Origin of the sequence: Natrinema sp. 74, assembly GCF_046097095.1 — an archaeon.
Classification (GTDB): Archaea; Halobacteriota; Halobacteria; order Halobacteriales; family Natrialbaceae; genus Natrinema.
The window spans coordinates 1,692,981-1,706,632 of sequence record NZ_CP175698.1; the positions used below are offsets into that span (position 1 = coordinate 1,692,981).

The 13,652-nt window shown below is 64.7% G+C and carries 14 protein-coding genes; 11 read left to right on the forward strand and 3 right to left on the reverse strand.

The annotated features are described in order from the left end of the window. Positions 1–103 precede the first annotated feature (103 nt). The 6 genes from ACJ70B_RS08440 (at position 104) to ACJ70B_RS08465 (ending at position 6,711) form a co-directional block, all read left to right on the forward strand. Complete coding sequence (locus ACJ70B_RS08440; protein ID WP_408959954.1) at positions 104–1,690, forward strand: ABC transporter substrate-binding protein; 1,587 nt, start codon at positions 104–106, stop codon at positions 1,688–1,690. A gap of 115 nt (positions 1,691–1,805) precedes the next feature. Next, the gene (locus ACJ70B_RS08445) at positions 1,806–2,807 is read left to right on the forward strand and encodes an ABC transporter permease (protein ID WP_408959955.1); all 1,002 of its coding nucleotides are present in this window, start codon (positions 1,806–1,808) and stop codon (positions 2,805–2,807) included. Between the two features lie 2 nt (positions 2,808–2,809). Beyond that, positions 2,810–3,853 carry an ABC transporter permease gene (locus ACJ70B_RS08450; RefSeq protein ID WP_408959956.1) on the forward strand — a complete coding sequence of 348 codons (1,044 nt, stop codon included), beginning with the start codon at positions 2,810–2,812 and terminating at the stop codon, positions 3,851–3,853. Between the two features lie 2 nt (positions 3,854–3,855). Next, a complete protein-coding gene (locus ACJ70B_RS08455; RefSeq protein WP_408959957.1) occupies positions 3,856–5,019 on the forward strand; it encodes an ABC transporter ATP-binding protein in 1,164 nt (387 codons plus the stop codon). Next, entirely contained in the window at positions 5,012–6,349 is a 1,338-nt protein-coding gene (locus ACJ70B_RS08460; protein ID WP_408959958.1) for an ABC transporter ATP-binding protein, read from the forward strand. The genes ACJ70B_RS08455 and ACJ70B_RS08460 overlap by 8 nt, the downstream gene beginning before the upstream one ends. 203 nt (positions 6,350–6,552) lie before the next feature. After that, the gene (locus tag ACJ70B_RS08465; RefSeq protein WP_408959959.1) at positions 6,553–6,711 is read left to right on the forward strand and encodes a hypothetical protein; all 159 of its coding nucleotides are present in this window, start codon (positions 6,553–6,555) and stop codon (positions 6,709–6,711) included. 170 nt (positions 6,712–6,881) lie between these two features. Here the strand turns inward: ACJ70B_RS08465 and ACJ70B_RS08470 are convergent, their stop codons facing one another. After that, the gene (locus ACJ70B_RS08470; protein ID WP_408959960.1) at positions 6,882–7,238 is read right to left on the reverse strand and encodes a winged helix-turn-helix transcriptional regulator; all 357 of its coding nucleotides are present in this window, start codon (positions 7,236–7,238) and stop codon (positions 6,882–6,884) included. A 76-nt stretch (positions 7,239–7,314) separates the two neighbouring features. Here ACJ70B_RS08470 and merB point away from each other — a divergent pair, with 76 nt between their 5' ends. Beyond that, complete coding sequence (gene merB, locus ACJ70B_RS08475) at positions 7,315–7,965, forward strand: organomercurial lyase (protein WP_408959961.1); 651 nt, start codon at positions 7,315–7,317, stop codon at positions 7,963–7,965. Between the two features lie 15 nt (positions 7,966–7,980). Here the strand turns inward: merB and ACJ70B_RS08480 are convergent, their stop codons facing one another. Then, complete coding sequence (locus tag ACJ70B_RS08480; protein WP_408959962.1) at positions 7,981–8,142, reverse strand: hypothetical protein; 162 nt, start codon at positions 8,140–8,142, stop codon at positions 7,981–7,983. A 133-nt stretch (positions 8,143–8,275) separates the two neighbouring features. Here ACJ70B_RS08480 and ACJ70B_RS08485 point away from each other — a divergent pair, with 133 nt between their 5' ends. The 4 genes from ACJ70B_RS08485 (at position 8,276) to ACJ70B_RS08500 (ending at position 13,084) form a co-directional block, all read left to right on the forward strand. Then, positions 8,276–9,130 (forward strand): CBS domain-containing protein, encoded by an 855-nt coding sequence (locus ACJ70B_RS08485; protein WP_408959963.1) that lies wholly within the window; start codon positions 8,276–8,278, stop codon positions 9,128–9,130. Continuing rightward, positions 9,123–10,940: a glycine--tRNA ligase gene (gene glyS / locus ACJ70B_RS08490; RefSeq protein ID WP_408959964.1), complete on the forward strand. Its 1,818-nt coding sequence runs from the start codon at positions 9,123–9,125 to the stop codon at positions 10,938–10,940. The genes ACJ70B_RS08485 and glyS overlap by 8 nt, the downstream gene beginning before the upstream one ends. Positions 10,941–11,171: 231 nt before the next feature. Further along, positions 11,172–11,756 (forward strand): dolichol kinase, encoded by a 585-nt coding sequence (locus ACJ70B_RS08495; RefSeq protein ID WP_408959965.1) that lies wholly within the window; start codon positions 11,172–11,174, stop codon positions 11,754–11,756. A 116-nt stretch (positions 11,757–11,872) separates the two neighbouring features. Next, a complete protein-coding gene (locus ACJ70B_RS08500; protein WP_408959966.1) occupies positions 11,873–13,084 on the forward strand; it encodes an MFS transporter in 1,212 nt (403 codons plus the stop codon). Between the two features lie 24 nt (positions 13,085–13,108). Here ACJ70B_RS08500 and ACJ70B_RS08505 read toward each other — a convergent pair whose 3' ends face one another. Then, positions 13,109–13,609, reverse strand: a complete 501-nt coding sequence (locus ACJ70B_RS08505) for a TspO/MBR family protein (protein ID WP_408959967.1) — start codon at positions 13,607–13,609, stop codon at positions 13,109–13,111. Positions 13,610–13,652: the final 43 nt, after the last annotated feature.

Here is a 13,652-nt window from a genome sequence, read left to right on the forward strand (position 1 = left end):
GTCGAAGTATTGAACGAATATGTGAATATTAACCCAACTATCCAACAGTAAATGGACCATATATCAAAAGTTATAAGGGAGAGTCCATGGGACGTGTTACGGTATGTCACAGAATGTGGCAAAAATTACCAGGCGGCGACTCCTCGGCACGGGAGCTGCCGTCTCCGCGTCAGTGATCGCAGGGTGTATCGGTGGCGGCGGTGGGTCCGGAAACAACGATCGGTTCCACTTCACGCAGGAGCAATCGCGCGAGGAACAGTTCGACCCGGTCGTTTCGAACGACGCATATAGCTTTCAGGTGGTTCAGCTCGTCTTCGACGGGCTCTACGAGTACGGCGAGAACCTCGAGTTACAGCCGAAACTCGCGACCGGGCCGCCGACGGTCGAGCGCGAGGGAACGCGGTTCATTTTCGAGCTCGAGCAGGGTGCGACGTTCCACAACGGGGACGAGGTGACCGCCGAAGACGTCGAACACTCGTTCGTCGCGCCCGTCGAGGAGGAGACGGAGAACGCCTCCGAGTACGACATGATTGAAACCACCGAGGTCATCGACGACTCACAGCTGCAGGTCGACCTCGGGGAGCAGCCGTACGGCCCGTTCGAACTCGCGACGATGGGCGTCACGGTGGTCTCGAAGAGCGTTCGAACCGAGGATCGGGACGCGTATAACACGAATCCGGTCGGCTCCGGCCCGTTTACGTTCGCCGAATTGCAGGAAAACGAGTACGTCGACCTAAAACGCAACGACGACTACTGGGACGACCTCGAGCCGAACGTTCCCAGCGTCCGCTTCGTCGCCCACGACGACAACGCGGGCCGGGTCTCCGACATCAGAGCGGGGAACACCGACGCCATCGCGGGGATTCCGAACGACGATTGGAGTGTCCTCAAGAACGAGCAGGGCGTCACGCTTCACTCGGCAGAGAGTCCGACGTTCATGTACATGGCCTTCAACTGCAACGAGGGCCCGACGACCAACCCGCAGGTGCGGAAGGCGATCGCCCACTCGTTTTCGATGTCGGATTTCATCGAGTCGAACGCGGGAAACGTGACCTCGCCGATGTACAGCCCGATCCCGCCGGTTGTCAACGAAGTCTGGGGGTTCCCGGAAGACGAGTACAAGGGCATGCTGCCGTCGTACGATCCCGATCAGGCCCAGTCGCTGCTCGACCAACACGCGCCCCAGGGCTTCGCGCCGACGATCATCACGCCGGAGGGAATCCGCGCACAACTCGCCGAGCGAATCGCCACTCGGTTGGACGAGATCGGCTACGGGGCCAACGTGGAGGTGCTCGACTTCGCGACGCTCGTCGAGAAGTACACCACCGGGAAGGCCAGCGACTATCACATGTACCTACTGGGGTGGACCGGCGGTCCCGACCCCGACTACTACCTCTACCCGCTCTTCCACGAGAGTCAGGCGGGGACGAATCAGGGCCACTACTACGGCGGGAGCGACGGGTTCCACCAGGCGATCGCCGAAGGCCGCAACTCGGCCGGCCAAGAGAAGCGCTACGACATCTACGAGCCCGTCATCCGGGAGATCGTCCAGCAGTTGCCCGTATTGCCGGCGTTCACCCAAGACAACACGATGGCCTCGCGCGACTACGTCTCCGGCCTCCAGGCGCATCCGGAGGTGACGCGAAACCCGACCCTCGTCGCGGAGTACACGAACGTCTCGCTCGAGTGACGGCATTCGCTCGAGCGATCTCCCCGATCGAGGCGTCGAACGAGTTTGCCGACCCGACAGCGGCGACGGCGACTCGAGACGAACGCGACGAGATACCAGACCAATTCGCGGATCAATGAAACTGCTCAAATACGCGACGTACAGACTCTTGCAGGCGATTCCGGTCCTGATTGGGATCTCCGTCATCACGTTCCTGCTCGCGAACCTGGGGCCGGGCGATCCAGTCAGTCTGATGCTCCAGGGCCAGGAACACAGCGAGGAACTGGTCAGGGCAATCGAACGGAAGTACGGACTCGATCGACCGTTACACGAACGCTACCTGACGTATATGGGCGGCCTGCTCCGAGGTGATCTCGGGCAGAGCATCTACTACGAACGGCCGGTGGCCGCCCTGATGATCGACCGGCTCGGGCCGACGCTCCTGTTGGTCCTGTCGGCGTACGCGTTCGCGCTGGTGACGGCGATCCCGCTCGGGATCGTCGCTGCCGACCGGCGCAACGACCCGGCCGATCACGCCTCGCGGATCACCGCGCTTATCGGCGTCAGCACCCCGTCCTTTTGGATCGGGATTGTCCTAATCCTGATATTCGCGGTGAAACTCGGCTGGCTCCCCTCGAGCGGGCTGGTCTACCCGTGGCGACCGCCCAGTTCCTACCGGGGAATCGACGGCCGGCTCGAGTTGTACTACCAGACGGTACGACACCTCTTGTTGCCGATGATCGCACTGGGGACGCTGCAGATGGCGACGATCATGCGCGTCGAGCGCACGCAGATGATCGAGTCGCTGCAGGGCGAGTATGTCAAGTTAGCGCGGGCCTACGGCGTGCCCGAGCGGACGATTCTACGAAAGCACGCCTTCCAGGTGGCCCAGCTGCCGATCATCACCATCATCGGCCTCAACCTGTCGACGGCGCTGGGCGGTGCGGTGCTGGTCGAGACGGTGTTCAACATCAACGGGATGGGACAGCTGTTCGTCAACGCGATCCAGCAGAACGACTACCAGCTCGTGATGGGCGTCACGATGATGCTCGGCGTCCTATTCGTGGTCGGCGTCATCATCACCGACATCTCGTATGCGTACGTCGACCCGCGAGTCACCTACGGAGAGCGAGAGTAACCATGGCAATCGGCGACTCACACTACGACGGCGATCGAGACTCGGCGACCGGCGGTGCGGCGGCCGAAGACGAGGTCGAGGCGCGCGTCGGCTGGCGTCACACCGTCGCGCAGATTCGACGAGACACGACGGCGCGCTGGGGGCTGTACATCGTCGCGACCGTCCTGTTCGTCGCGGTCTACGCGTTCGTGGACAGCCACCTCTCGGTGCTCACGTTCGGGCGGCTGTCGGATTTCACGTTCGCGAAACTCCTCCCGATCTTCGACCATCCGACGCACATTCCGGACCCAGGCGAGGGAACGCAGCACATGCCGCCGTATTTCCCGCTGGCCGAACAGCCCTGGAACCCGTTACCGGCAGGCGGCACGCTCGAGCACCCCCTCGGAACTGACAGTACCGGGCGGGACTACTTCACCAGAATCGTCTACGGGACGCAGGTGTCGGTGTTCGTCGGGCTGATCTCGACGTTCATCGGGCTCTCCGGTGGGACGGTCGTCGGCGCGGTCGCCGGCTACTACGGCGGCCGAGTCGACGACACGCTGATGCGGCTCGTCGAGACGATCTACGCGATCCCGCCGCTGATCCTGATCATTGTCTTTACCGTCTTCGTTGGCGGGGCGAACATCTGGTATGCAGTGCTCGGCGTCGGGATCGCGTTCGTGCCCGTCTTCGCCCGCATCATCCGCAGTCGGGTCCTGAGCATCCGCGAGATGGACTACATCGAGGCGGCTCGAGCGGCCGGCGTGAAAGACCGACACATCATCATGCGACACGTCGTCCCGAACAGCTTCGCGCCGGTGTTGGTGTACGCGACGCTGCAGATCGGCGTGACGATCCTCATCGTGGCCGGGCTCTCGTTCCTCGGCTACGGCGCACAGCCGCCGACCCCGGACTGGGGTGCGATGCTCCAGACCGCACACGGCTACATGCACTCGAACGTCTGGCTCTCGATCTGGCCGGGGCTGGCGATCATGATCACCATCATGGGCTTCAACCTGTTCGGCGACGGCCTGCAGGACGCCCTCGATCCGCGAATCGACGACTGACAATGAGTTCGGAACCACTACTTCACGTCGAGAACCTGAAGACGCAGTTCGAAACGGAAGCCGGAACAGTACGCGCCGTCGATGGCATCTCCTTCGATGTCTACGAGGGCGAGATCGTCGGCCTCGTCGGCGAGAGCGGCGCCGGTAAATCGGTCGCCTCGATGAGCCTCTTGCGCCTCGTCGAGAGTCCCGGCGAGATCGTCGCCGGCGAGATCACCTACAGGGGCGAGACGATCGTCGGCATCGAAGCGGGACCGGACGGCGAGCCCCGACAGCGGGAGGACGCCCTCTCGAACGAGGCGATCCGGACCCGCATTCGGGGCAACGAGATCGCGGTGATCTTTCAGGACCCGATGGAGTCGCTCAACCCCGTCTTCACCGTGGGAGGACAGCTCCGGGAGGTCATCGAACTCAACCGCGGCCTGCCCGAAGACGAGGCCCGCGCGGAGGCGATCGACATGCTCCGCGAGGTCGGCATCCCCGACCCCGAGCAGCGCTACGAGGAGTACCCCCACCAGTTCTCCGGCGGAATGCGCCAGCGCGTGCTCATCGCGATGGCGCTTTCCTGCGAGCCGAGCCTGATCATCGCCGACGAACCGACGACGGCCCTAGACGTGACGGTGGAGGGCCAGATCCTCGACCTCGTCGACGACCTTCAGGCGAAATACGGGACGAGCTTCATCTGGGTCACCCACGATCTGGGCGTCGTCGCCGAGATCTGTGACCGGGTCAACGTCATGTACTTAGGCGAGATCGTCGAGCAAGCGCCCGTCGACGAACTGTTCTATGACACCAAACACCCCTACACGAACGCCCTGCTGAACTCGATCCCCCGGCCCGATCAGACCGTCGACGACCTCGAGCCGATCGCGGGCGTGATGCCCGAGGCCATAACCCCGCCGTCGGGCTGTCGGTTCCACCCGCGCTGTCCCGACGCGCACGAGGCCTGCAAGCGGGTCCATCCCGAAACGAGGATCGTCGCCGACGCCGACGGCCAGCCCCACCGCGCGGCCTGCGTGAAACACGACGCGTTCGATGTCGAGTACGACAGGAGCCCGCCGCTCGAGGGGGCGACGGCCGAGAAGAGCCGGCAGACGGTCGAGCCGGAGTCGGAACTCGCGGCCAATCCGGTCGCGGACGACAGCGGAGGTGAGGACGGTGAGTAGCGGCATTCGACTGGACGAAGAACGCAGCGACGAGCGAGCGGGACCGCTGCTCGAACTCGAGGGCGTTACCAAGCACTTCGCCCAGGAGTCGGGGCTGCTGGCGGGCGTGCAGTTCGATCCCGGTCAGTTCCCGCCGATCAGCGTCGACCGCGGCCAGGTCGAGGCCGTCGAGGACGTCTCCCTCGAGATTCGGCCGGGCGAAACGCTCGGACTGGTCGGCGAGTCGGGCTGTGGCAAGAGCACGCTCGGACGGACGATCCTGCGGCTGCTCGAGCCCACGGAGGGGGACATCTACTTCAAGGGAGAGAACCTGGCCGACCTCGGCGGAGAGGAGCTGCGCCAGACCCGGTCGGACATGCAGATGATCTTTCAGGACCCGCAGTCGTCGCTCGACCCGCGGATGAAAGTCGGCCGGATCATCGAGGAGCCGATGCGGGCCCACGGGATGCTCGACGATGAGGGCCGAGAGGCGCGGGCGAAGGAACTCTTAGAGAAGGTAGGACTCGACCCGCGCCACTACAACCGGTATCCCCACGCCTTCTCCGGCGGGCAGCGCCAGCGGATCAACCTCGCACGGGCACTGTCGGTCGATCCGGACTTCGTCGTCTGCGACGAGCCCGTCTCCTCGCTGGACGTCTCCATTCAGGCGCAGGTGCTGAACACGATGGCGGAGCTTCAGGCGGAGTTCGGCCTCACCTACCTCTTTATCGCCCACGATCTCTCCGTAATCCGCCACATCTCCGACCGCGTGGCGGTGATGTATCTGGGCCACATCGTCGAACTCGCGGAGAAAGAGGAGCTGTTCGAAACCCCGCAGCACCCGTATACGCGGGCCTTGCTCGAGTCGATTCCCGTCCCCGATCCGCGAGAAGCGGGGTCCAGAGGGGTACTCCAGGGCGAGGTGCCGAGCCCGGCCGATCCGCCCTCCGGGTGTCGGTTCCGAACGCGATGTCCGTGCCTCATCGCGCCTGACGAGTACGACTGGGCCGACGGGGAGTGGGAGCGAACGCGAACGTTCATGCGCGCAGTCAAGCGCCGGACGTTCGAGCCGCTGTCAGCCGCCGAAATCGAAGCCGAGTTCTTCGACGGCGACCCGCCGCAGGGCGAGGCGGGGTCGATCGTCGCGGAGGCGATCGATCTCGTCGCGACCGATTGCGAGACCGACGGCGACCGCGAGGAAGACGAGACGGTGCAGTGGGAAGCGGCGACCGACCTGCTGCTCGCGTCCTTCGCCGACCGGAGCGTCTGTGCGCGCGAACGGCCGGCGTACGAACTCGAGTCGGCCGACGGAACGGGCGAACGGTTCGCCGCGTGTCACCTGCATCGGTGACCCGGCGAGTATATAATATAAACTATGTTTCGTCCGCCTCCGTCACTCGAGATCCGATAGTGCATGAATCTGGCCGTATATCGTATTAAGTCGCTCGAGAGTCAGATATCAGGCGACGCCGACTGACACGATCGCACCGTCGAATCAACACGATCTTTCATCTCGAAAATACTTATACGTCTCTCGCTCTTCTTTACTCGTGTATGAGTAAGATATTCGCCACCGTCACGGCAGGCACGCAGCGAATCGCGAAAGCGCGACGAACGATCGCTCACTCCCCAACGTTCGGTGACGATCAGACGCCGGACGAGGACGGCCGCCCTGCGACGCGTATTCCACCCGGTGGCTTCCTCACCGGGTGAGGCGGCGACAGATGACCGGCACTCGCAGACGACCGCTCTTTCCTTCCACCGTCCTCGATCACAGTGATCTGACAGCTACCGTTCTGGTCGACCGTCTACCCGCGTAATCTGTGCACTCCACTGTCGCGTGATGGCGACCGACCGGTATCGGTCTGATCCCGCTCGCGTCGCTACGCCTCTCGGTCGGCGGCCCACTCGAGCAGCGGCTGGAGCCGCCGGCAGAGTTCCTCGCCGTCGTCGGTGAGATCGTACTCGACGCGCGGCGGAATCTCCGCGTACTGCTCTCGGTCCAAGTAGCCGGCGTCGACGAGGTCCTCGAGCCGGTTCGAGAGCGTCGAACTGCTTACGTCCTCGAAGGCGTCCTCGATCTCGCCGTAGCGCGCAGGGCCAATCGCGCCGACGACGCAGATCAGTTGCATCGCGTACCGGCGGCTGAGAAGCTCCATCAAGCCGTCGAGTTGGCAGTAGCAGTCGACGTCACAGGGCGAATCGGTCGGCTCGAGTCGGTCGTCGGCGGATTCGCTCATCGCTTTTGGTCACCGAAGTTACTCCGTTACTTCGGACTCGACAGTACAAGTACTTCGCGGCTCGAAGTAACGGTGTATGACGGAGCAATCCTGCGAATGCTGTGGCACAGTCGAACGACAGTCCGCCGAGGGATCTCGAGCGGACGAGCCGTCGGGCGACCGTTGGCTCGGCGGTGCGTCCGTCATGGAAACGCCCCTGCCCGACGACGTTCGGACGGCGATGGCGGAGTTCTTCGGCGACGCATCGATCGCGACGCTCGAGGACTGGGTCGCCGAACTCCGGGAGCGGACCGGCGGCGGGTCGATCGACGCCGACGACCTCTGTCACGCCGACGGGGAGACGGCTCATTGGGGCGACCTCGACGGCACCCGGTACCACTTCCGATGTTTCTACGACGCCGTCGCGCTCGCCGAACTGGCGTCGGAACCGATCGAGATTCGCACGGAGAGTCCGAGCGGGGAAGTCGTCGAGGCACGAGCGACGGGCGACGGCGGACTGACCGCGTCGCCGTCGACGGCGGCCGTCTCGTTCGGGATCGCGACCGACGCTTCAACCGCGAGCGAGAAGCCGACGCTCGAGGACGCCTACGCCGCGATCTGTCCGACGGTCCGGGCGTTTCCGACGCGGGACGCATACGAACAGTGGGCAACAGAAACGAACGCAGCGACTATCGGTATGCCGTTATCGGCCGCGACGGGGGTCGCGACCGGACTCGTCGACGATTAGTCACGGACACCCCAGTTATCGCCAGGCCGGAAGCGTCGGCGCGTCGTCCGCCTGCATGGAGAGCCAGGCACCGTCGGCGGAAATGTCTGCAATGACGTACTCATCGCTCGCGGCCGTCGAATCGATCGAACCGACGATGGTGTCGTCGGACGTCATGGCGTGGGGGTCCGTCGCCATGAGTGAGATCCACTCCCACATGTATATAAACTCATCGAATCGGACTGTCCGTTTATGATACCAATCGGTAATCGGACGGATGGCGGGCTATGAAACACTGGGTTTATACTCATTTTCGCCGTACCGACGGGATATGAACGTAGCCGACGCGATGACGCCCCGCGAGGACGTGGTGACCGCTGACCTGCCAGGTACTCGCTCGGACGTCCTCGAGTATCTCCAAGAACAGTCGTTTTCGTCCGTTCCGGTCGTCAAGCCGACGGATGACGGCCTCGAGTACCGGGGGTTGATCTCCCGGGAGACGCTGATCGAACAGCCCGACGAGGACCAGCTCGTCATACTGATGGAGGAGGACGTGCCGACGACGACCGCCGGGACCGCACTCGAGGAGGTCGCACAGACGATGGTCGAAAACGGCGCACGGCGCGTCCCGGTCGTCGACGGCGAGTTCGAAGGAATCGTCACGGTGACGGACGTGATCCACGCGATCGCGACGGGCGACCAGAAGACGTCGGGAAGCGTCGAGGCCTACGTCAGCGACGACGTGAACACGACCTACGAGGGTGCGCCCCTGCCGGTCGCCGAACGGGAGCTCTCCTACGCGAACGTTCCGTACACCGTCGCGTTAGACGATGACGGAGAGATGAGCGGCGTCCTCACCGAGGTCGACATCCTCGAGGTCGCCCGGATCGTCGAGGGCGAGGAGGCGACCGGCAACAACTTCGGCGATCAGGACGACGAGTGGTCCTGGGAGGGGATCAAGGCCGTCGGCAGCCGCTACCTCCCGACCCGCGACATCGAGATTCCGGCGGGCTCGATCCGGGAGTTCATGAGCGACGACGTCGTGACGGTCTCGGCCGACACGTCGGTCCAAGAGGCCGCCCAGCGGATGATCAGCAACGACATCGAACAGATCCCGCTGGTCACGGGCGAGCAGCTGGTCGGCATCGTCCGTGACGTCGATCTGCTGGAGGTCCTCTATGAGTGAGCGCGAAGACACGGCGATCGAACCGACGAGCGAGAGGCTGACCGAACTGGCGAAACGGCGTGGGTACTTCTTCCAGTCGTCGGGTGCGTACGGTGGCGTCGGCGGCTTCTACACCTTCGGCCCGCAGGGCGCGGCGCTGAAAGGCAACGTCGAGGACGCCTGGCGCGAGCGCTTCGCGGTCGCGGAGGGCAACATGGAGATCGACGCGCCGACGATCATGCCCGAGCCCGTCTTCGAAGCCTCGGGCCACCTCGAGGGATTCGACGACATGCTCGTCGAGTGTCCCGAGTGCGGCGAGAGCCACCGGGCGGACCACGTCGTCGAAGATGAGACGGAGTACGAGGACGCCGAGAGCCTTCCAGTTCCCGAAGTCGAGGACGTCATCGCGGAGTACGAACTCGTCTGCCCGAACTGCGGCGCGGGACTCGCGGGCCAGGCCGTCGAGACGTTCAACCTCATGTTCGCGACGAACATCGGCCCCGGTGACTCCCAGCCGGGCTATCTGCGGCCCGAGACCGCACAGGGCATCTTCGTCGAATTCCCCCGGCTCAAGGAGTACGCGCGCAACCAGCTTCCCTTCGGCGTCACCCAGATCGGCCGGGCCTACCGCAACGAAATCAGCCCCCGACGCTCGATCATTCGCACGCGGGAGTTTACACAGGCCGAACTCGAGTACTTCGTCGACCCCGAGACCGACGAACCCGACCTATCGAGTGTCGAGGACGTCGAGGTGACGCTGTATCCGGCCAGCGAGCAAAACGCCGAGGACGGTTCGGAGATCGAGATGACCATCGGCGAGGCCGTCGCCGAGGGCATCATCACTGACCAGTGGGTCGCGTACTTCCTCGGCGTCGCGAAGCCGTGGTACGAGGCAGTCGGCGTGGACATGGACCGGTTTCGCTACCGCCAGCACCTCTCGGGCGAGCGAGCCCACTACGCCAGCGACTGCTGGGACGCCGAGAGCGAGATCGACGGCAACTGGATCGAGATGTCCGGCTTCGCCCACCGCGGCAACTACGACCTCTCGAAACACGCCGAACACTCCGGCGACCGCTTTACGATCTTCCGGCAGTACGACGAGCCAAAGACCGTCGAGCGCGCGACGGTCGACCCCGACATGAGCTATCTCGGCCCCGAGTTCGGGGGCAACGCGCAGGCAGTGGTCGGGAAACTCGAGGACCTCGCGGCTCGCGACCGCTCCGCATTTGACGGTGAGGCGGTCGAGATCGACCTCGAGGGCGAGAGCCACGAGCTTCCCGTCGAGAAGACCGGCTTCGCGGTCGAGGAACAGACCGAGGCCGGCGAGCATATCACGCCCCACGTCGTCGAGCCCTCCTTCGGCATCGACCGATTGGTCTACACCGTCCTCCACCACGCCTACCGCGAGGACGAGGTCGACGGCGAAGAGCGTACCTTCCTCGAGCTCGAGCCCGAAGTCGCGCCCACCTTCGTCGGCGTCTTCCCACTGCAAAGCGACGACGAACTCGAGGCCGAAGCTCGAGATATCGCTGCGGACCTGCGCGAGGCGGGACTGTCGGTCACCTACGACGACTCGGGCAATATCGGCCGGCGCTACCGCCGGCAAGACGAAGTCGGCACGCCGTTTTGCGTGACCGTCGACTACGAGAGCATCGAGGAGAGCGAGGCGCAACGCGCCTCGGATGACGCGAGCGGGGATACCCCGCGAGCGAACGGCGGCGTCACGGTCCGCGAACGCGACTCGACGGCCCAGAAACGGCTCCCGATCGACGACCTCCCCGAGACGCTGTCGGCGATCCGGGCCGGCGACCTTGAGTTCGAGGAGCTGTAAGCGGTTGTCTCGCCAGCGCTGGCGGCATCCAACTCTGTCGCATCCGCGAGCGAACGAGGTGAGCGATCGAGCCGACGACTGACCCAGAAGCCGCGCACGGCGCGGCTGGCGGGGAAGGAGGAGGCTTTTGATCAACCTTTTACCGAGCGAACGAGCGAAGCGAGTGAGCGCAGCGTAAAAGGTTGGAATTGATCGACGCACTGAAGGTCACTTCACTCGAGGCACGATACGATGGCCGACGAACTGAAGCGGCGGCTCGTCCACGCCAGCGGCTCGGGCCTCGTCGTGCTCTGGCTGCTCGCCGACTATCTGGCGGTCGGGCTGACGTGGACGCACTTTCGTGCGTTCATGATCGTCCTCGCAAGCGGTGCGCTTATCCTCGAGTTCTTTCGGCTCTGGATCGGGCTCGACTGGCGGCTCTACGAGGTGCTGACCCGCGAGTACGAACAGGATAACCCCGCCGCCTACGCCCTGTACCTGATCAGCATGGCCGCCGTCGTGGTGGCGTTTGACCCGGACATCGCCCTCCCCGCGATGTTGATGCTCTCGCTTGGCGACCCGATCAGCGGCACGGTCTCGGACAACAGCCTCCAGCGGATCAAGCCGCCGAAGGTGCTCGGAACGATGTTTCTCGTCTCCACGCTCGTCGCAATCCCGTTCCTGCCGCTGCCCGTCGCGGTGATCGCCGCAGTCGGCGCGACCATCGCCGACGGCGTCACCCTCGAGGTCCGCACCTACATCATCGACGACAACCTGACGATTCCGATCTACGCCGCCTGTCTGGCGTTCGCCGCGCTGAAACTCGTCGCCGCGTGATCCCATTGCGTGGCCCACGGTGATTGCGCGACGGCGTATCGGCCGGTTCCGAAATCGGCAAACCCGTATCGTTCTGGAGCTATCAAGGCGCTCGCTGCGAAACGACAGTACTCACCGTGTCATCTCTGGGAGCGATCGACCGACTGTCGAACGTGCGGGCCTTCGTCGCGGACGGGCGCGGTTCGATTCTCGTCGCCGTCGCCGCCGGCTGGTTTCTCTCGATCGGAGTTCGGCTGGCGTATCCGGTACTACTTCCGTACCTCGGAGACACCTACGGCCTCGATCTAACGACGGCCGGATTCCTACTCACCGCGCTCTGGCTCTGCTACGCGCTGGGACAGCTCCCCGGCGGCCTGCTCGCCGACCGAGTCGGCGAGGGGAACGTCCTCGTCGCGAGCACCGTGATCTCGGCGGTGACGCTCGGATTCGTCGCCGTCGCCGGCTCCGCACCGGTTGTCTACGTCGCCACGGCGGCGTTCGGCTTCGGAACGGCGCTGTACGGCGTCGCCCGCTTTACGACGCTGTCGAATACCTATCCCGACAACGACGGGACCGCGATCGGCGTGACGATGGCGGCGGGCCAGGCCGGCAACACGCTGTTGCCGCTTGCGGCCGGCGGCATCGCGTCGGCGTTCGCCTGGCAGTACGGGTTCGGGCTCGTCGTCCCGGCGTTTGCCGCCGTCGCGATCGGCCTCCGGTTCGCCGTCCCATCGCGCACCTCAGGGTCGACCAGCGCCGTCGACAGCGTCTCGCTCGAGACGGTTCGGTACGTGCTCTCCGAACTTCGCCGCCCGGAGATCCTCACCGTTGCGGCGATCCAGATTCTTACCTACTGCGTCTGGCAGGCGTTCACCGGCTTCTATCCGACCTACTTGATTCGGGTCAAGGGATTCTCCGAGGGTGTCGCGACCGGACTCTTCAGCGCCTTTTTCGCGGCGGGAATTGTCGTCCAGCCGCTGACCGGCCGGCTCTACGACCGGTTCGGCATCCGGAAATCACTGCCGCCGGTGCTGGGCGTCGTCGTCGTCTCGCTGGTCGCACTTCCCTTCCTCGAGGGGTTTTGGCCGCTCGTCGTCGGGACCGTCTTTCTCTCGAGCATCCTCGGCTACGGGACGATCACCCTGCCGTATATGACCTCGGCGTTTCCCTCGGACATGCAGGGAACGGGACTCGGCTTCCTGCGGACCGTCTACATGACCATCGGCGCGCTGAGTCCGGTCGCGTTCGGCGCGCTCGCCGACCGGGGCTACTTCGACAAGGCGTACTTCGTGCTGGCCGCGCTCGTGGCCGTCGCGATCGCTTTCACGTGGTGGCTGCCCGAACAGTGACCCCCGGCCAGGAAGCCGCTACGGCTACGCGTTCAGCCGCCAGAGCTCGGCATTGAGGACGGCGGCGAACGTCACCCAGGCGAGATACGGGACGAGCAGCGCCGCCGCGCGGCGGTCGACCCGGCGGAATGCGAGGATCGTCGCGGCGATGAGCACCCAGAGGACGACGATGACGGCGAACGCGGCGAACAGCGCCTCGAGCGTGAAAAACGTCGGCGTCCAGACGACGTTGAACAACATCTGTACGGCGAACAGCCCCAGCGCGAGCCGCCGGCCGTCGTCGTCGCTGCGCCAGACGAGCCAGAGCGCGACGCCGAGCAGCGTAAACAGGGTCGTCCAGACGACCGGAAACGCGATCGTCGGCGGGTAGAACCACGGCTTCGCGAGGCTCCGGAACCAGGCGCTCTCCGGCGAGGAGAGGATGCCCGGAAGACCGCCGACGACGTTTACCAGAAGGACGAACCCGGCTGCCCGAAGCAGCGATCCGGGATCGGGGACGGGGAGGGAGTTCGTACGCGTTTCCATACGCACTCTCCGTCGCGAGCGGGCTTATACCGATGGCCGACCA